This is a genomic window from Acinetobacter sp. YH12226 (assembly GCF_013417805.1).
Classification (GTDB): domain Bacteria; phylum Pseudomonadota; class Gammaproteobacteria; order Pseudomonadales; family Moraxellaceae; genus Acinetobacter.
The window spans coordinates 299,743-318,526 of the sequence record NZ_VPDG01000002.1; the positions used below are offsets into that span (position 1 = coordinate 299,743).

Annotated in this window: 15 protein-coding genes and 1 tRNA gene; 13 read left to right on the forward strand and 3 right to left on the reverse strand. The window is 43.5% G+C overall.

All coding sequences use genetic code 11. From position 1 onward, the window contains the following. Window positions 1-62 precede the first annotated feature (62 nt). From FTV08_RS03615 to rpmE, 4 genes are all read left to right on the forward strand, one after another. A complete protein-coding gene (locus tag FTV08_RS03615; protein WP_180086685.1) occupies window positions 63-2,231 on the forward strand; it encodes an MFS transporter in 2,169 nt (722 codons plus the stop codon). Between the two features lies 1 nt (window position 2,232). After that, window positions 2,233-2,634: a lactoylglutathione lyase gene (gene gloA, locus FTV08_RS03620; protein WP_004279741.1), complete on the forward strand. Its 402-nt coding sequence runs from the start codon at window positions 2,233-2,235 to the stop codon at window positions 2,632-2,634. Between the two features lie 144 nt (window positions 2,635-2,778). Next, window positions 2,779-3,759, forward strand: coding sequence for a bile acid:sodium symporter family protein (locus tag FTV08_RS03625; RefSeq protein ID WP_005104573.1), 981 nt, complete (start codon window positions 2,779-2,781; stop codon window positions 3,757-3,759). Between the two features lie 195 nt (window positions 3,760-3,954). Further along, the gene (gene rpmE / locus FTV08_RS03630; RefSeq protein ID WP_004279743.1) at window positions 3,955-4,179 is read left to right on the forward strand and encodes a 50S ribosomal protein L31; all 225 of its coding nucleotides are present in this window, start codon (window positions 3,955-3,957) and stop codon (window positions 4,177-4,179) included. A gap of 100 nt (window positions 4,180-4,279) precedes the next feature. Here the strand turns inward: rpmE and FTV08_RS03635 are convergent, their stop codons facing one another. Genes FTV08_RS03635 through epmB form a run of 3 tightly spaced genes read right to left on the reverse strand, consistent with a single transcriptional unit; the run spans window position 4,280 to window position 9,204 of the window. Then, entirely contained in the window at window positions 4,280-6,445 is a 2,166-nt protein-coding gene (locus FTV08_RS03635) for an EAL domain-containing protein (protein ID WP_180086686.1), read from the reverse strand. Then, window positions 6,427-8,172 carry a GTPase gene (locus FTV08_RS03640; protein ID WP_180086687.1) on the reverse strand — a complete coding sequence of 582 codons (1,746 nt, stop codon included), beginning with the start codon at window positions 8,170-8,172 and terminating at the stop codon, window positions 6,427-6,429. The genes FTV08_RS03635 and FTV08_RS03640 overlap by 19 nt, the downstream gene beginning before the upstream one ends. A gap of 9 nt (window positions 8,173-8,181) precedes the next feature. Further along, window positions 8,182-9,204 (reverse strand): EF-P beta-lysylation protein EpmB, encoded by a 1,023-nt coding sequence (gene epmB, locus FTV08_RS03645; RefSeq protein WP_180086688.1) that lies wholly within the window; start codon window positions 9,202-9,204, stop codon window positions 8,182-8,184. A 382-nt stretch (window positions 9,205-9,586) separates the two neighbouring features. Here epmB and efp point away from each other — a divergent pair, with 382 nt between their 5' ends. The 9 genes from efp (at window position 9,587) to FTV08_RS03690 (ending at window position 18,749) form a co-directional block, all read left to right on the forward strand. Beyond that, window positions 9,587-10,156, forward strand: coding sequence for an elongation factor P (gene efp / locus FTV08_RS03650; RefSeq protein ID WP_004279747.1), 570 nt, complete (start codon window positions 9,587-9,589; stop codon window positions 10,154-10,156). Between the two features lie 171 nt (window positions 10,157-10,327). Beyond that, the gene (locus FTV08_RS03655) at window positions 10,328-12,427 is read left to right on the forward strand and encodes a carbon starvation CstA family protein (protein WP_004279748.1); all 2,100 of its coding nucleotides are present in this window, start codon (window positions 10,328-10,330) and stop codon (window positions 12,425-12,427) included. 7 nt (window positions 12,428-12,434) lie between these two features. Further along, entirely contained in the window at window positions 12,435-12,740 is a 306-nt protein-coding gene (locus FTV08_RS03660; protein ID WP_171054308.1) for a YbdD/YjiX family protein, read from the forward strand. Window positions 12,741-13,179: 439 nt separating this feature from the next. Then, window positions 13,180-14,142, forward strand: a complete 963-nt coding sequence (locus FTV08_RS03665; RefSeq protein WP_004646552.1) for a MoxR family ATPase — start codon at window positions 13,180-13,182, stop codon at window positions 14,140-14,142. Window positions 14,143-14,154: 12 nt separating this feature from the next. Further along, entirely contained in the window at window positions 14,155-15,060 is a 906-nt protein-coding gene (locus FTV08_RS03670; protein ID WP_004646553.1) for a DUF58 domain-containing protein, read from the forward strand. Window positions 15,061-15,073: 13 nt separating this feature from the next. Continuing rightward, window positions 15,074-17,068 carry a DUF3488 and transglutaminase-like domain-containing protein gene (locus FTV08_RS03675; protein ID WP_071851933.1) on the forward strand — a complete coding sequence of 665 codons (1,995 nt, stop codon included), beginning with the start codon at window positions 15,074-15,076 and terminating at the stop codon, window positions 17,066-17,068. Window positions 17,069-17,115: 47 nt separating this feature from the next. Then, window positions 17,116-17,192: transfer RNA gene (locus tag FTV08_RS03680), tRNA-Val, on the forward strand. A gap of 175 nt (window positions 17,193-17,367) precedes the next feature. Continuing rightward, window positions 17,368-18,378 carry a site-specific integrase gene (locus FTV08_RS03685; protein WP_180086689.1) on the forward strand — a complete coding sequence of 337 codons (1,011 nt, stop codon included), beginning with the start codon at window positions 17,368-17,370 and terminating at the stop codon, window positions 18,376-18,378. Between the two features lie 140 nt (window positions 18,379-18,518). Continuing rightward, window positions 18,519-18,749 carry a hypothetical protein gene (locus FTV08_RS03690; protein ID WP_180086690.1) on the forward strand — a complete coding sequence of 77 codons (231 nt, stop codon included), beginning with the start codon at window positions 18,519-18,521 and terminating at the stop codon, window positions 18,747-18,749. Window positions 18,750-18,784: the final 35 nt, after the last annotated feature.

Consider the following 18,784-nt stretch of genomic DNA (forward strand, 5'->3'; position numbering starts at 1 on the left):
AAGATACGCTATTACAGGATTGAATAGCAGCAATTGGTTTTTCTGCGGAAAATAATAAAGCAATGACAACACAAACGACGGGTTGGAAATCCGCATTTACAGCATTTTTAGATCGACGTGCATTGATCATGCTGTTCTTGGGATTTTCGGCTGGTGTGCCGATTCTTCTGATTTTTTCCAGTCTGTCTTTATGGTTAGGTGAGGCCGGAATCAGCAAAAGTGCAGTAACTTTCTTTAGCTGGGCCGCATTGGGCTATTCGTTTAAATTCGTCTGGGCACCGCTCATTGATGAACTTCCTGTCCCTTTTCTGACCAAGGCTCTGGGACGTCGTCGTGCATGGTTGCTGATTGCGCAGATTCTGATTGTCTGTGCCATTTCCATTATGGCCTTTTCTGATCCGGCTTTGGGTGCCACACATTTACAGCAAATGGCGCTCGGTGCTGTCCTGCTTGGTTTCTCCGCAGCAACGCAGGATATTGTGATTGATGCCTACCGGATTGAGCTGGCGGAAACCCAGATGCAGACCGTATTGGCTTCCACCTATAATGCAGGTTACCGGATCGGGATGATTGTGGCCGGTGCTGGTGCCTTGTTTCTTGCGGCCTATTTGGGAACTGCGAAAGGCAACTATATCTATGATGCCTGGAAATGGACCTATCTGGCGATGGCTGCTGTCATGCTGGTCGGTATTATCACCACACTGTCCATTCGGGAGCCGCAGGTTAACCGGGTACGCAAACACTATGTGCGCAGTGATTATTTCCGTTTAGTTGCGGTGTTTTTTGTGGCGGTGATCAGTTTTGTTCTGAGCTATATCTATTCGGGCAATCTGGTGGCCAGCATCACCGAACAATTCGCCATTCAAGATACCTTTGCCTTGTTCTGTTTTGAAGCTTTGCGCTTTGTTGGCTCGGGTGCAGTGGCCTTTGCGATTGGTGCAGGCTTGGTAAAAATGGGTGCGGTTAACAAGCAGATGGCCTATGAAACCTGGGTCAATCCGGTTGCAGATTTCTTTAAGCGTTATGGCTTGAAACTTGCATTGGTGCTGTTATTGTTGATCGGTTTTTATCGGGTTTCCGATATTATTGCCGGCGTCATTTCCAATGTGTTCTATCAGGACCTGAATTTCAGTAAAGAACAGATTGCCGAGGCCGTTAAAGTCTATGGGGTGATTTTCTCTTTAGTCGGTGGTTTCCTTGGCGGGCTCTTGGCCCAGAAGATGAACATCATGAAACTGATGTTTGTCGGCGCCGTACTGGCCTGTTCCACCAACCTGATTTTTATCGGACTGGTCAAGTCTGGTGAAAAACTGGCAGCTGTTGAAGTTAAAGCCGGTAATCAGGTTTATCAGGCAGAGACCGATGAAGTAGGTTACTGGAAGCTGGATATCCCAAGTGCAGTGCTGGCGCAGAGTAAACAGCTGCAAGTGACAGCCGCTTATCTTAATACAGATAATACGAATCAAGCACCAGTGCAGGTCATTATGCCGTATTTGACTGCAGAACAGGGCAGCACCCAGTTACAGATCCTGCCGATCACCAGTGACAATACCATCACTGTAGCTGAACAGGACAAGACCATTGTAGTGCGCGGCCAGTATGTCGGTAAAGCACTGCAAGAGAATCAAAAGATTGTGTTGCAAATCAACGATCAGAATATTGATGCAAAACTGGAAAGCGAAGGCGTATTTACTGCCGCGATTCCTGCACAACAACTGATTCAGTCACCTGCACATATTATCAGTGCCGTCCTGATGCAAGATGGTCAAGCACTACAGCAAACCATACATGTTTATCAGGTCAATGATCACTTGGCCAGTACCCAGAATCTAGATCTCGATATTCAGCCTTTAGCGGTCGTAGATGGCAGCAGTTCAGATACAGTCGAAGTCAGTGGTAAGGTAATTAAACCTTATAGCGACAAGTGGCTTTATTTTGCTATTATTGTCGACAATCTGGCTGCTGGGCTGGCTGGTGCTGCGTTTATTGCATTCTTGTCGAGCTTGACCAGTGTGTCTTTTACCGCTGTTCAATATGCGATTTTTAGCTCACTCATGACTTTGACCCCTAAGATTTTAGGCGGATATTCGGGTACTATAGTCACCAATATCGGTTATCCGAATTTCTTCCTGATGACTACTCTAATCGGGATTCCGATCCTGATTCTGGTGGTTTGGGTCGCAAAACTGCTCGGTGAACACCAACAACAATCTGTACAGAAGGATGATTAATATGCGCATGCTGCATACCATGTTACGTGTAGGCAATTTAGAACAATCTCTCAAGTTCTATACTGAAGTACTTGGCATGACTTTGCTTCGTAAGCGTGATTACGAAGAGGGCCGTTTTACCCTGGCTTTTGTCGGTTATGGCGATGAAGAGAATCACACCGTACTTGAACTGACGCATAACTGGGATACAGACAGCTATGAACTGGGTAATGCCTATGGTCATATCGCAATTGCAGTCGATGATGCTTACAAGGCGTGTGAAGAGATTAAAGCGCGTGGCGGTAATGTGGTGCGTGAAGCTGGGCCAATGAAAGGTGGCGTGACTGTAATTGCATTTGTTGAAGATCCAGATGGCTACAAGATCGAGCTGATCCAGCAAGACAACAATGCACGTAATAACTAAGTGTGACGTAGCGAGATATATGAAATGCATTCATGTATAGATGAAAATATTACATCAATCTGAGTGCATAGCATGGGCCCGGCATCTGTTAAGATAGCCGGGCATTTTTATATCAAACAATAAAATCTGAGGGATTATAGGGATATGCTTAAGTTCTTGGCATTGGATCGGTTTACGATACTGTTGTTTGTGATGGTTTTGCTGGCCAGTGTGCTGCCAGTTTCGGGGCAGGCGGCTGAAGTCTTTGGCTGGGTGACGACAGGAGCGATTGCCATCCTGTTTTTCCTGCACGGCGCCAAACTGTCTCGTGAAGCTGTGGTGCAAGGCATTATGCACTGGAAATTGCATACTTTAGTTTTTGCGCTAACTTTTGCCCTGTTTCCGATTCTCGGGCTTTTGGCCAAGCCGATTTTATTACCCATGCTCGGACAGGAACTATATTGGGGTTTCCTGTTTATGTGTTTCCTGCCATCCACCGTGCAGTCCTCGATCGCCTTTACTTCAGTGGCTCATGGCAATGTCGCCGGGGCGGTATGTAGTGCCTCTTTTTCCAATCTGATCGGTATGTTTATTACTCCATTATTGGTAGCATTTTTTATTCTCGGTCAATCTGATCATGGTTTTGATCCGACTTCTTCGATTATCCAGATTACACTGCTGCTCTTGGTGCCGTTTATTTTAGGACAGATTCTGCGTCCATGGATCTATCCGCAAATGATGAAAATGCCAAAAATCGTCAAGGTCTTCGATCAAGGCTCGATTTTACTGGTGGTGTATGGCGCTTTTAGTAGCGCCGTCGTGGCCGGGCTGTGGAATGAAGTGAGCTTGAGTACCTTGTTGTTGCTATTGCTGGCTTGCTCGGTGTTACTCACCATTGTGATGTTATTATCACTTTATATTCCACGCTGGCTGGGCTTTAGCCGCGCTGACCAAAAAACGGCATTCTTTTGTGGTTCCAAGAAAACCTTGGCCAGTGGAGTGCCGATGGCGCAAATTTTATTTATTGGCCAGCCGCTGGGCATGATTGTCCTGCCGATCATGATTTTCCATCAGATTCAGTTAATGGTCTGCGGGATTATTGCCAATCTGTGGGCCAAAGAGAGTGAATCAGAAGCTGAAGAATAATTCGCATATTGAATTCGTTTCACGTATAATAATGCCCACTTGTTGTGCTTAGCTCTGACGGTATCCGTCTCGGTGGGCCAAAAGAATGGTCTGTTGTGGTGTTGATCTGCATGAACGATGTTCCTGCTTCCTCATTTGAGAGTGATCAATAGCGATGACAGCTAAACCTTCTTGAATCTAATGGAGTAATCGACGATGCGCGCCGATATTCACCCAAAATATGAAACTTTAGTTGCTACTTGTTCATGTGGTAACGTAATCGAAACTCGTTCAGCTCTTGGTAAAGAAACTCTTTATCTAGACGTATGTTCAGCTTGCCACCCATTCTACACTGGTAAGCAAAAGAACGTTGACACTGGCGGTCGTATCGACAAGTTCAAACAACGTTTTGCTGGTATGTCACGTTCTGTTAAACGTTAATACCCAAAATGAAAAAACGGGCTTTAAGCCCGTTTTTTTTGTGCCTGCAATTTAGAAAATTATCATTCGATTTTCTAAATGCACAGGCTTGTACAAGATCTTAGTGATCTTGTACATCAATCAAATGATCAAGTTTTTTCTGGAAATAATTCCCCTGAATAAAGCGGGCATCCACGTTCCAGGCATTCGCGAACAGTGTCATATCATTTAATTCACGGATCAGAATATTGAGTGGCTTGATTTCATTGTAGCTGGTAATTTTTTCCTGTAGTTGCTCAATCTCGGTATCTTTATTGAGCATATTGGTTAAGTTTGAATGTAAGCTGACACCATCCAGTTCCAGTTCGCGCAGTAAATTTGGACTGTACATGGATTGACCAAAATCACGAAGTGCAATCAGCGCACCATGTTCATACAGCACGCGTAGATATTTTTGTGCATCTTGCTGATTCAGTAAAATATCTTCTTCTGAGAATTGCAAGATTAGCGGGTGCTTCACTTTGCTGCGAATAATCGTAATCAGCTTGGAAATAAATTCCGGGAAGGTGCGGTCTTTAAATAGCACGGCACGGTTCAAATTGACAATTAAGCTTGCATCAGGATACTGGGTAATAAAGTTGTGTAGCTGTTTACTGGCCTCAACCAGAATCCAGCGATCCAGTTTAATGGACAGTTCATCATCTTCATGAAGTTCTAAAAGGCTAGAGATATCCTGCCATTTATTCTCAAAAATAAAGCCACTGGTCACTTCATAGGTATATAAACGCGTATCTTCTTTATCATAGAGTTGCTGATACTTTAAATGGATCTCGCCACGTTCTAGACATTCACTTAAGGCTTTCAAAATAGAAGGTGTAGCGTTAGGAATAGAGGTGACTGCTGGACTGACAGCTGCAACTGTTGAGCTGGTAACTGGTGTTTCAGCAACACTGAAGTCTATACTCGGCATATCTAAAGAGCTTGGACTGCTCAGTGAGGCTGGAATGTCGAGTTTAAATTCAGGTACAGCTTCTGCTTGAGGTAAAGATGTCGAGAATGCTTGTCCAATCAGCGTATTGCAGTGCATTTCATCCTGTAAACCCTGTTCAAGCGTGACATAGCCTAAGCGCAAATTTAGAGGGAATGACTTTTGTCCCACTGTAATGAGTTGCGGTTTGCTTAAGGCATTTAAACTGATCAGTTTGGATTCAAGAATTGCTTTAGAGTCTGCCTGGAACAGACCGACAACGACATCATATTCCAGTTTAAACAGGGGAATATGGGTCTGTTCCTTGAGGAATTCTTTGACTGCATCAAAGTACCCATTAAAAGTGGTCCAGTCAGACTGTAGAACTTCCGGATCATATGCACTTAAAGAGAAAGTGACCAAGGCATTCACTGGTGCAGACTGCTTGTTCAGTTCACGTTTAAGTGACTGAAAAACGCTTGGTTTTCCAGGAGTCTTCTCAGAAGAAACTGTTTTAGATTGGGTATCAATGCTAATTTGCACTGCATCTTCTTCAGCAGTTGAAGGCAAGAATTCCAATTTTAATGGGTTAGATGCGGACACATGCGGATTCAGAGACTGAATCTCGACTCGACCTAAATCAAATTGACCCTGAGAGATCTTTTTGAAACGGGTTTTAAAATCATTCAAATCTGAAGGCTGGAGCAGATCCAGAAGCGGTAGACCAATAATCTCATCTTCATTTTGCAAGCCAAACAGTTTCAGGTAGTCCGCATTGGCCTGAATGTGAATCCCTTCCTGAATGGTGGCAACAGCACGGTTGCTGTCGTCTACTAAAGATTGTGCCTGAATTTGTGCTGTTTCCAGCTCAGTCATTAAATGTTGCTGAGATTGTGACAAACGGCTAAATGACAATGCTCGGACCAGTCCCACATAAAAGCGTTCCAAGTAGTCGAAGTTGAGAATGTCATATACCCCTTTACGGATATATTGCGCATACTGTTCAGCCTGATAATCATCCGGTTTAAGCAAAATCATCGGAAGGTCAGGTTGCAGCGAAAGGCGCACCAAACTTAAGGCCTGTTCATATTTCAGATCGTAGGCACGCCCAAAAATAATCAGATCCCAGTTGAAATTTAATTGTTTTTCAAAAGATTGCAGATCATCCAGCAGGACAGCATCTACCTGATAATCATGACTGGTCAGCAGATCACGGATTTGGTTATATCTAATTTGATTATCATCAATAATCAGTAAACGTGTTTCAGTACGTTTTAACTTTTTAGACAATAATGGATTTCTCACTTCAATGCTTCCCATAAATCATGATTTCTGCTTTCATTCATATGCTGATCGATAAAGTTTTCGATTATCTCTTCTTCCTGATCATTCAATAATTCATAATCAAAACGGATGAAACTCTGCGTAATCAGTTGTGCTTTGGTTAGATAGATTTTGAGTTCTTCCTGACCGAGACGTAAATGAATCGTTTGTTTTTCCCTAAACATCTGGGAGCCAGACACGATGAGACTGGTCGAAACCTGATCCAGTTGCGTCATTTTCACCAAGAGTGCGGGTTGATAATTGACATGATGACGTTCAGTACGTGCATAGGCCGCGCAAGGAAAGAGTTCTTGTGCCAGAATTTCCAGCCCGATTTCCAGGCTCTTGTCAGTGGACTGCTTGATCCAGCGAATCACACCGCCACGCCACTGGCTCTGGGTTTTTTCCTGAACCAGAATAAATTCACCGGTTTTTAAATTGGCAGGCGTAACACCGGTCCATTTAATCCGGTAACCATTGACACTAATATCCAGAACTTCAGCGCTATGAATCTGTTTTGTTTCACGATCAAGCGCCTTGATACTGCTAAAGGCACTTGGAATCGTATTTTCCATAGAGCTGACAAAACTGCTTTCGCTCTGGAAATTATAATTGGCATCGAGTTCCAGAGTTTCGTTGAAGTTTTTACCTTTAGACAGGTAAAAATGCGCCACGCTTAAGCCAAAGCAGATATTGATCTGTGCTGAATATTCATAACGTTCATGACGACGCTCGACATTGTTCGAGAGCAGATTGTAGATATGAAAATGCAGTGCAGGGGTCAGGAACAGTTTTTCATTTCGCGATAGATACTGGGCATTTTTGCTTTGAGTACCCGTTAAATGATCCATCAGATTCTGTGTGGAAATATAGAAGCTCGGCTGAAACTGTGGCTCTTGATGGGAATTAAAGATCGGCGGATGATCTTTGCTGGCATCGACCACATAACGGGACAGCGTGGTTTCCTTCGGCAGGATCTGTACCAGTTTGGCCCAGTCAAAACTGCATAGATACAGGCCCTGAATTTCTGCAGGCCGGATCTGATGAGTATTGAAGATATCCAGTAAAATCAGCTGTGCATAGGCATGTGCAATGTTCTGGATCTCATGCTGGGTACCTAATACCTGATTGATATTGCTTTGATAGAAATTATTGTCTATTGCACATTCAAGCAGTTGATGGGCAGCCAGCCATTGTCCCAGACCTGGCGTGCTATACAGCATATGCTGTTGATATAAAAGAAGTGTGAGTTGTTGCAGGGCATAATAAATCGATACCATCCGGGCAGTTTGAATGCTCTTCTTTTTGCCTAGAGAAAATAGCGAAAACTTCTGATGGGTCAGCTGATGATTACAGCGTTTGACGATATCAATATAAATTTTGGCAAAATGACTGCGCAGCAGCATGGCCAGTTCAATGATCTGGTCATTCCGGTCGGAAGTGATCAGGCCCTGATTGACGAAATGCTTTTCCAGACTGGTCAGTACATTTTCAAGGGTGGGATGCAAGACCTGAATCAGGTCAAAGCGCAGGGTTTCTGTACATTTCAGCTCGGAAACTTCCAATAAGGCATTAAACAGGGATTTGGATGAATTCCCCAGCTGTAGAATCGAAATCCCCGCAACCCATTCCTGCAAAGCCTTGGCAGTGGTTGGGCAAAAGCTCAACTGCTCTCGTTTAAGTTCCGTCGGTGTCTGAAAAATGTCTGAAGTATGCGTGCTCATCTTTATTATTTAACTCAAAAATGTTGAAACCCCAAAAAGCGGTGTCTTATTCTTCTCGCCCGCTATTTCTCGAACCAGTTTAGGAACCAAATACCCCGGAAGGTTCGCTAAAACTTCTGTATAAATCTCATTAATATGGTCAGGCACCAAATCAAAATGATGCGCACCTTTTACTTTATCAAGTACATGTAAATAATAAGGCATGACCCCGGCATCAAACAAGCGATAGCTTAAATCCACTAAAACCTGAGCAGAATCATTCACCCCGTTTAATAAGACCGCCTGATTCAGAACGGTGATCTGCTGTTGAACCAGTTGGTTTAAACGCTTGCAAGTGAAGTCATCCAGCTCCGATGCATGGTTTGAGTGTACCACCAGAATAATACGTAGCCTACTGTTTTTTAACATGCTAAGTAGCTCTTCGTCGACTCGGTTGGGGATCACAATAGGAACTCGTGAATGTATTCTTAAGAATTTGAGATGTGGTACTGATTCTAGTCGTTCAATCCAGGTTTTTAATTTCCGGTTCGATAAGGTTAATGGATCACCGCCGCTCAGAATTACTTCATTAATATCAGGCTGGCTTTCCAGATATTGCTTGATATTTATCCAGTCTTCGTTTTTAGGCAGATTTTCCTGATAGGGGAAATGTCGGCGGAAACAATAACGGCAATGCACGGCACAGGCACCAGTCAAGGTCAGTAAGAAACGGGATTTATATTTGTGCAGTACGCCGGGTTGCTGATTGGCCTGTTCTTCGCCCAAGGGGTCGGTAACAAATCCTGGATGTTCTTCTAGTTCCAGATGATGGGGCAGCACTTGTAAAAGCAATGGGTCTATAGGGTTTCCGGCCTGCATTTTGCCCACAAAAGCACGTGGTACGCGCAGTTTAAACTGCTCAGAAGCTAAAATGGCACCTGAGAGCAGTTGCTCTGGTGCAAGTTGCAGTACTTCAAGCAGTTCGCGTGGATCAGTGATCAGGTCGCTGAGCTGTGATTGCCAGTTTTGTTCTTGATATAAATAGTTTGTCATGCCGGAAGATTAACAATAATAAGTGAGAGGACAAAGCCTGATGGGCGCAGTTTAACAGTTTGTGCGGAAGCGCAATAATCCACTGCGCTGTAAAATAAAGAGTGATTAAGCTATGCTGATCTTCGTGCTCGCCTGATGCTATTTTAACGTTGAGCAAGACATGAATAAACAAAGGATTTTCATGTCTGATTGTAACTTAAACAGCCTGAGCGGGTGAAAGCGGATTTTTTCATTGCGGCAAAGTGTATTGCTCATTTAGAATACGCAACATCAAATGAATGTGCATGTGGCAACTCAATGTTCGTGTCAGACTTGCTAAATGACATCGCAACAGCCCATAGCATCAATAGATTAAAGTTAGTAAGTTTGGAGTGCGCCAGTCATGGCCTATTATTCTACGAATGATTTCAAGTCAGGCCTTAAGGTTATGCTTGATGGTAACCCATGTTCAATCATGGAAAACGAATACGTAAAACCAGGTAAAGGCCAAGCTTTTAACCGCGTAAAATTACGTAACCTTAAATCAGGTAAAGTTCTAGAAAAAACTTTCAAATCAGGCGAGAACCTAGAAGCGGCTGATATCGTTGAAGTAGAAATGGAATACTTGTACAACGATGGCGAAATGTGGAACTTCATGGATCCTGTTACTTTTGAACAGATCGCAGCTGATAAAACAGCGATGAGCGATGCTGCAAAATGGTTAAAAGACGATTCAAATGAAAAATGTACCATCATGTTGTTCAATGGCGTGCCTTTAAACGTGACTCCACCGAACTTCGTCGTACTTAAAATCGTTGAAACTGATCCAGGTGTTCGTGGTGATACTTCTGGCGGTGGCGGTAAGCCAGCGAAACTTGAAACAGGTGCTGTGGTACGTGTTCCATTATTCGTACAGCAAGAAGAAAGCGTTCGTGTAGATACCCGTACTGGTGACTATTTAGAACGTGCATAATGGTTTGAAAATAGACTATTATCGAGAGGGATGATTTAAATCATCCCTTTTTTTATGCCAAAGTCTTAGAGGAAAAGCAAAAGAACAGGCGTAAAGTCGCAAGGGAAAACAGCAGTACCTCGAACAACAACAATCACGCTGATTTGTATGCATCACAATATGAGGGATTGAATGGAAACTTTACAAAAGAAGTCGACGCTGACTTCGAAAATGATTTGGCTTCTGGTAGCCATTGTGGGTGCAGTCTCTTTTGGAGTTCTAGCACTGAGTCGGGGTGAGCATGTCAATGCAGTCTGGCTGGTACTTGCCGCCGCCTGTGTTTATAGCATTGCTTACCGTTTCTACAGTTTGTTTATCGCCACCAAAGTATTTGAGCTGAATGAACGCCGTTTAACGCCTGCGCATCGTCTGGCCGATGGTCTGGACTATGTGCCGACCAACAAAAGCGTTCTGTTTGGCCATCACTTTGCAGCGATTGCCGGTGCAGGTCCTTTAGTCGGTCCGATCTTGGCAGCACAAATGGGCTATTTACCCGGTACGATCTGGCTGTTAGTCGGTGTGGTGCTTGCCGGTGCAGTCCAGGATTTTCTGGTACTGTTTATTTCCACCCGTCGTGACGGTCGATCACTCGGTGAGATGGCCAAGCAGGAACTCGGAACCTTTGCCGGTATTATCGTGATGCTCGGTGCCTTGGGCGTGATGATCATCATTCTGGCAGTATTGGCGCTAGTCGTTGTTAAAGCACTGACTAACAGTCCATGGGGTGTATTCAGTATTGCAGCCACCATTCCGATTGCGATCTTTATGGGCATCTACATGCGTTTTATCCGCCCGGGTAAAATTGCTGAAGTCTCGATTATTGGTTTTGTCTTGATGATGCTGGGCATTATCTACGGTGAAAACATCGCACAACATCCATATTGGGGTCCGTTCTTTACGCTTTCTGGCACTGAACTCACTTGGGCACTGATCATTTATGGTTTCATTGCATCGGTACTGCCAGTCTGGCTATTGCTTGCTCCACGTGATTATCTGTCGACCTTCCTGAAAATTGGCGTGATTGCAGGTTTGGCCGTGGGTATCCTGTTTGCCATGCCTGAAATGAAACTGCCAGCGATTACCAAATTCATTGATGGGACTGGTCCTGTATTCGCAGGTTCTATGTTCCCATTCCTGTTCATTACTATTGCGTGTGGTGCGATTTCCGGTTTCCATGCCTTGGTTTCTTCAGGGACGACACCGAAACTGGTCAACAACGAACGCGATATCCGTATGATCGGTTATGGCGGTATGTTGATGGAATCTTTTGTAGCGATCATGGCTTTGATCTGTGCTGCAATTCTGGATCCAGGAATTTATTTTGCGATTAACTCACCAGCAGCCTTGCTCGGTACTACCGCAGAAAGCGCAGCAGAAGCAGTGCGAACCCTTGGTTTTGTGGTAACCCCTGAAGCCTTGAATTTACTGGCACAGGAAGTGGGTGAGAACTCGATTCTGTCGCGTACTGGTGGTGCGCCAACTTTTGCAATTGGTATGGCGCATATCATCACCGAAATTTTCAACAGTCGTGAAATGATGGCGTTCTGGTATCACTTTGCGATTTTGTTTGAAGCACTATTCATCCTGACTGCTGTAGATGCGGGTACGCGTGCCTGTCGTTTCATGGTGCAGGATACTGTCGGTATTGTGATTCCAGCAGTAAAACAATCACATAATTTCTTCGGAAACCTGTTGGGTACTGCGGTTGCAGTGGCAGGCTGGGGCTTCTTCGTCTATCAGGGCGTAGTCGATCCACTCGGCGGGATTAACAGTTTATGGCCGCTGTTTGGTATTGGTAACCAGATTTTGGCTGCGATGGCGCTCATTCTTGGTACTGTCATTCTGTTCAAGATGAAAAAACAGAAATATGTGTGGGTGACAATTATCCCGACAGTGTTCCTGTTCATCACTTCCATGACAGCAGGCTGGCAAAAGATTTTCCACGAAAATCCAAAGATTGGTTTCTTGGCGCAGGCAGATCGTTTCAACACGGCGATTGCCAATAATGAAATCCTAGCGCCAGCGAAAACTGTGGCAGAAATGCAGACGGTAGCGATGTCGAACCAGATTAATGCTGCACTCTGTGCTTTTTTTATGATTGTAGCCTTTGTCATGTTGTTTGCTGCAATTCGCGTTATCCGTCGTGCATTGGCAAATCCTGAGCCATCTGTACATGAAGCAGAAGCGATTTATCGCGATCCTGAAGAGATTCAGCCAGCGAAAGGTCATTAAGGGGAATATTATGAATCTGAAGTTTGCCAAAAGCGGGAAAACGATGATTTATAAAATCATCAAGATGACCGTAATGTCACAAAAGGATTTAATACTGAATCCGAAAAACTGGTCGCGGATTGCGACCTTGTGGCAACGTTTGCAGCAAAGTTTCCGTCTGATGGTCGGTGTACCTGATTACCAGACCTATGTGGAGCATATGCGCAAGCATCATCCCGATCTGGAAGCCATGGACCCGAAAACATTTTATCGTCACTGTGTGGATTCCCGTTATCCATCTGCGGGCGGTGATATGAAGAAGTGTCCGTGTTAATCATTAATTCATAGCAAGCGCCTTTCGGGGCGCTTTTTTTTATCGTTAAAAATTAATATGAGGAATAGACGATCGCGTTAAATCTGAGGTCATTGATTGAGCTAGCGTAGAAAAGTTTTATTATAAAAATCCATGAAATCGCTTAAGTCTCTATACCTTTTAAGTATGATTCTTTTCAAATAGATGGATGAGCTCAGATTGGTATTTTGAGATTTGAGCGAAAAGAAAAATGATCTCTATTTGTGTCGATCATTTTATTTGTTTTCTGCGCTTCTTACTTCTTTTCAACCTGATCATTTTGACTCTTCTATTATTTAAATCCTCGCCATTTTCTAATCAGTATTTTTATTCAGTTACACAGACAGATGATTGATCTTTTGGGAAAATTTAAATTTCAGTGTATGTTAATCTTAGGCCATGTTTTATTAAGGAAATTATTGTGATCTGGGGCATGAAACAAAAGGAAAATAACGACATTGCACACATCAATACTGTGCTTGAACAAAAAATTGCAAGTTATGCACCCAAGATCCAGCGTTTTTTTGAAGAAGTTAATGCCATTGTGTTGGATAAGCAGGCCCAGACCACACTGGCACTCTGTTGTTTGATTGCAGGCGGACATGTCTTATTTGAAGATTTACCCGGATTGGGTAAAACTACATTAGCCAGCAGTCTGGCACATCTGGCTGGGTTAAAGTTCCAGCGGATCCAATTTACCAATGACATGCTGGCCAGTGATGTCATCGGTATTAACATGTTTAACCAGAAAGAACATCAGTTCGAGTTTAAACAAGGCCCGATTTTTACTCAGATTTTACTGGCAGATGAAATCAACCGTTGTAGTCCCAAAACCCAAAGTGCCTTACTCGAAGCCATGGAAGAAGGCTATGCCACCATTGATGGCGTACGCTATGCCTTACCGAAACCTTTCTGGGTGATTGCGACACAAAACCCGCTATTCCAAAGTGGTACTTACGCTTTGCCGGAATCCCAGCTAGACCGTTTCCTGATGCGTTTATCTTTGGGGTATCCATCACGCCATGCAGAAAAACTGTTATTACAGCAGGAATCCCGTTTTGCCCTGATTGCAAGTCTGGCGCATATTTTTACCGAAGATGAAATTCTGGATCTGCAAAGTCTGACGCATCAGATATTTATCAGTGAAGCGATTCAGGAATATTTGCTTGATCTAGCAGAAGAAACCCGTAAAAGCCGTCATGGACTTTCTACGCGTGGCCTTCTGGCCTTGAAGCGCGCAGCACAAGCGTATGCTTTGATTCAGCAACGTGCTTTTGTCACACCAGATGATGTGCAGGCTGTATTTGTCGCGGTGACTTCGCATCGTCTGGGTTTAAGTGAAGCTGAAACGTTTAATGTGATGCAACAGGTTGCGGTCAGCTAAAGGAGTCCTCTCTTGGATAAAACCTGGCAAAAATGGCTGGCCAAGCGCTTTCAATTCTCACAGCAGAAACAGCTCTCGCAGAAAGATGTCTTGGTATTTATTTATCAGCAGGGCTATCTGTATCTGGTGTTGATCTTCATCACCTTTGTGGCCGGGGTGAACTATGCCAATAACCTGATTTTAGGTTTCTGCTTTTTAATCAGTGCGGTGCTGTGTATCAGTTTTTATCTGACTTTTAAGCAATTGCATGACCTGAAAATTGAATTGATCGCAGATGATGTGGGGCAGGTCGGTCATAGCGTGAATCTGCATCTTTATTTTCAACAGCAGCAGCTTCGCCCCCGCTATTTGTATATCAAAGCAGGGAATCAGCTAGCGAAAGTTTATCTGAATGCACAAAAACAGCAATTTATTCTGCCATTTTATGCAGAGCAACGTGGCAAGTTTGATTATCCGGTGATTCAGATTTATTCGGTTTATCCCTTTGGGTTAGTTCGAGCCTGGACCTATCTTTATCATCAGCATTCGGCCTGGGTCGCGCCTAAAGCTGAAGTTTTTAGCACAGAAAATAAATATCACTTTAACCGTTTTGAACCGGATATGGATGAGTTTCGTGAATTGCGCAATTACCAGTCAGGCGATTCCTTGCAGGCGGTGTCCTGGAAGCAGTTTGCGCGTGGACAAGGCTTGTATGTCAAAGTCTTTGAGCAATATCAGGATGAACACAGTATCGAGATTCATTATGCACATATGCCGAGTCAGTCACATGAAGAAAAACTTGAATTTGTGATGGGTCTGGTCGAGCAATGCGAGCAGCAGCAATGTGCGTATAGTCTGCATTTGCCACAGGCCGAATTGCCTCAGGGTGCAGGTGAAGAACAACTGCGGAAAGCCAAACAATTGTTGGCGCAGGCCTAAGGCGGGTAAATTCATGATCAATGCAAAAATCCGTACCTCGATTGTGTTGACTTTGGGCCTGATTCTCATCGCCCAGATGGCATTTATTCCGGTTCTACTCAGTATTATTTTTGTGATTAGTATTGTATGTATCTGGATTTTCCTGAAACGTCAGCAGCCATTTCCCAAAACGGGCACTTTTCTACTGACGGCTTTGGCACTCGGCAGTATTTATTTGAGCCATCATAGTTTTATTGGTGTTGAGGCTGGGGTAGCAGTTTTATCTACTTTTTTATTTGCTAAATCACTGGAAAGTAAAAATAAACGTGACCTGATTATTCTGTTTAATTTTGCCCTGTTTGTTGCTGCCAGCTCATTCCTATATAGCCAATCTTTTGGGATGGCGATTGTGATCGTGCTGTGTTTAATCAGCTGTCTGATTGGTTTGTACCGGATTCAGACTAGCGATTTTGAGCAGGAGCAGATCACTCAGCGCGCAGCATTGCAACAGGATGCCAAACATGTGGGCAAGTTTATCTTGTACGCTGTTCCATTTTTTATCTTGCTGTTTATTTTCTTTCCGCGCTTGCCACCACTTTGGCATATTCCCATTCCTGAAAATAAGGGTGTGACCGGCATTGGCGATAGTATGTCACCTGGGGATATTGCTGAATTATCCCAATCCAGTGCCCTTGCTTTCCGGATTATTGGTGATATCAGCAAGCTTCCGCCACGCTCAGAACTCTATTGGCGAGCGTTGGTGCTAGATGAATATGATGGGCAACGCTGGACCAGCAGTTTCGTCAATCAGCAGCCTTTAATGCGACAACCGATGGATACTTCACCCGTACCTACAGGCTGGAACTACCAATATCTGGCTGCGGATCCTTCGGTGTTCTGGATCATGGGGTTGGAAAAATCGATACCTGTGGAACGCCGTTATTATAACCGTCAGGATTGGAGCATTGTGCCGAGACGGCTCACGCAACGTGTTGAACCGATTTCGTTACAGTGGGTCGGGACAGCATATGATCCTCAGGCTTTGCCAACGCAATATATCGAAAGAACGAATACTCAGGTGCAGCGCCGACTTGACCCGAGAGCGCAACAATTAGCACAACGTCTATATGCGCAAAGTGCGGAAGATCCTCGGCGTTATGTGCAGCAAGTCTTGAATTGGTATCAGCAGAATAACTTTATTTATACCCTGAAGCCGGGCCAACTGGGGCAAAACCGGATTGATGAATTCCTGTTTAATTCCCGGCAAGGTTTTTGTGAACACTATGCCTCGAGTTTCGTGATGTTGATGCGTTATGTCGGGATTCCTGCACGGGTCGTCACCGGCTATCAGGGTGGGGAGTTGGCACCAGATCGCATGAGCTGGGAAGTCCGACAAATGGATGCTCATGCCTGGACAGAAGTCTGGATTGACCAGAGATGGCAACGCTTTGATCCAACCGCGATGATCGCTCCACAGCGTATAGATGATGGCATGCAAAATCTGCTTTCTCAGGATGCATGGGTATCGGCAAATCAGTCGACCTGGAACTCGCAGCATAATCTATGGGTCACCAAACTACGCGTTTGGAGCGATTATGCCAGCTACCAATGGCAAAGTAAGGTGGTGGGTTATAATGCAGAATCACAACAGAGCTGGTTATCAAAATTAGGACTCGGTTCAGTTTATTCGAGTGTCATAATTTTGCTGGGCAATATTGTGCTACTGATTTTGGCCTATGTCTTCAGAATTTATCTGAAAGCCCGACAGGCTCAATCTCCATTAGATCGCGCTATTCAGCAGCTGAATCAATCTTTAGCTGACGATCTCAAAAAACAGTCTGCTGAAACTTTTCATCACTGGATGCAGCGTTTATCTCAACAGGTTCAGATTGAAAACCAGACTGCCTTTATTCAAGCTATACAGGTTTTTGAAAAAAATCTTTATTCGGGAACCCCAATAACTGAACAAGAATTGAAAAAATTCAAGGATTTGCTTAAAACTTGCGCGGACGTTTTAAAAACTAAATGAAAAGGCTTGTTTTCGGTCGGAAAAATTTATAATATGCCAAGCATTCTAGGTGTATAGCTCAGTTGGTTAGAGCGCTACGTTGACATCGTAGAGGTCAGCAGTTCGAGTCTGCTTATACCTACCAAGATTCTAAACGTTATGTTATAAGGGTTTTAAGCGAAAACAATAGCTTAAAACCCTTTTTTGTTGTCTTGAATAAAGTCTACCCTTAACAGCACTATCCGTAAAATCGCTACTTTTTGCCGATAATGCAGTTAAATTTAGACCAAGATTAGACCAAGAATATAGAGTTATAGATCATGAAAATGCCTAAAGCGGTCAAGCGCGGTGAAAGCTACAGAATTAAAATAATGATTGCTGGAACAACATATTCAGCAACCAGAGATACCGTAAAAGAATGCGAGCAATGGGCTGCGCAAAAGATGCTTGAGGCAAAGGCAAATAAACTTTCTGAAGATCTGGGCGTAAAACAGCACTACCCATTCAAAACACTTTTTCATAAATATTATGATGAGCATGGGCGAAAGCTTCGCGGATCCAAATACGTTAAAGAGCAATTAGCGCCGTTTGATGAAAAGTTTGGTGCACTGGCAGATATGTCGATCCATGACATCACACCGAAGCATTTAACCGCCTGGCGTAATAAACGCTTAAAAGAGGTTGGGGCAAATACGGTGCTTCGAGAAATTGCGCTGTACTCATCAGTTTTTAGCTATGCAGTCAAAGAACTTTTCTTATTGGAAACCAATCCATGGATGGGCATTAAAAAGCCGGCTAAGCCTAAAGCGCGTAATCGCCGTATTCGTGATGAGGAAATTCAGCTCATCTTAGAGGGATTGAATTATCGTGAAGGGCAGCCCCCAACATTACCAGAGCACTATGTTGCATGGGCTTTTCTCTTTGCATTGGAAACAGCAATGCGCCGTGGTGAAATCCTTGGTATCACAATGTCAGAAATTTATGATCGGCATGTGCATTTACCTAAAACTAAAAATGGTGATGCTCGTAATGTTCCTCTGACTAAAAAGGCTCTAGCACTCCTGGATCTAATCGATCATGAAGGGAATAAGTTGATTCCTCAGTCTGAGAATGCTTTTCGGTTAATGTGGGAACGCCGTAAGGAAAAAGTGGGATTAGCGGATATTCATTTCCATGACACACGTCATGAGGCCATTACTCGGTTTGTGAATAACCAGAAATTACCGGTAGAAGTGCTGGCCAAGGTGACAGGACATAAAAATATTAAAGTTCTGGTGAATACTTACTACAACCCGGATGTGGAAGATATTGCAGATATGATGGATCGTTAATCAAAATATCCAGTAATTTTCTATGTTAAGAGCATAACTTTAACAGCCGTGCGTTTGAATTGGATATAATTAAAAAAATAAAATTATTGAGAAAATTATTCATGAAATGTTCGGAATGTAATAGTAAGAATACTATACCCGTGAGATTAGATCAGATAGATAAGATATTAAGTGAAAAAGGAATACGGAGAGAGTCTGGAGTAACTTCTGGCACAATAAATTTAGATGGGGGCATTTTAAATATATTAGGAATTTTGCTCTCTCTAGCATCCAATTTTTTTGATTACTTAACTGAAAAAGAAAAGAATAATCCTCCATGTTTATTATGTAAGGATTGTAGTCATTGGGAAATTATAAAAAAAGACATTTAGCTATTTCTTATCATCTAAAGCTATATGAATTATGG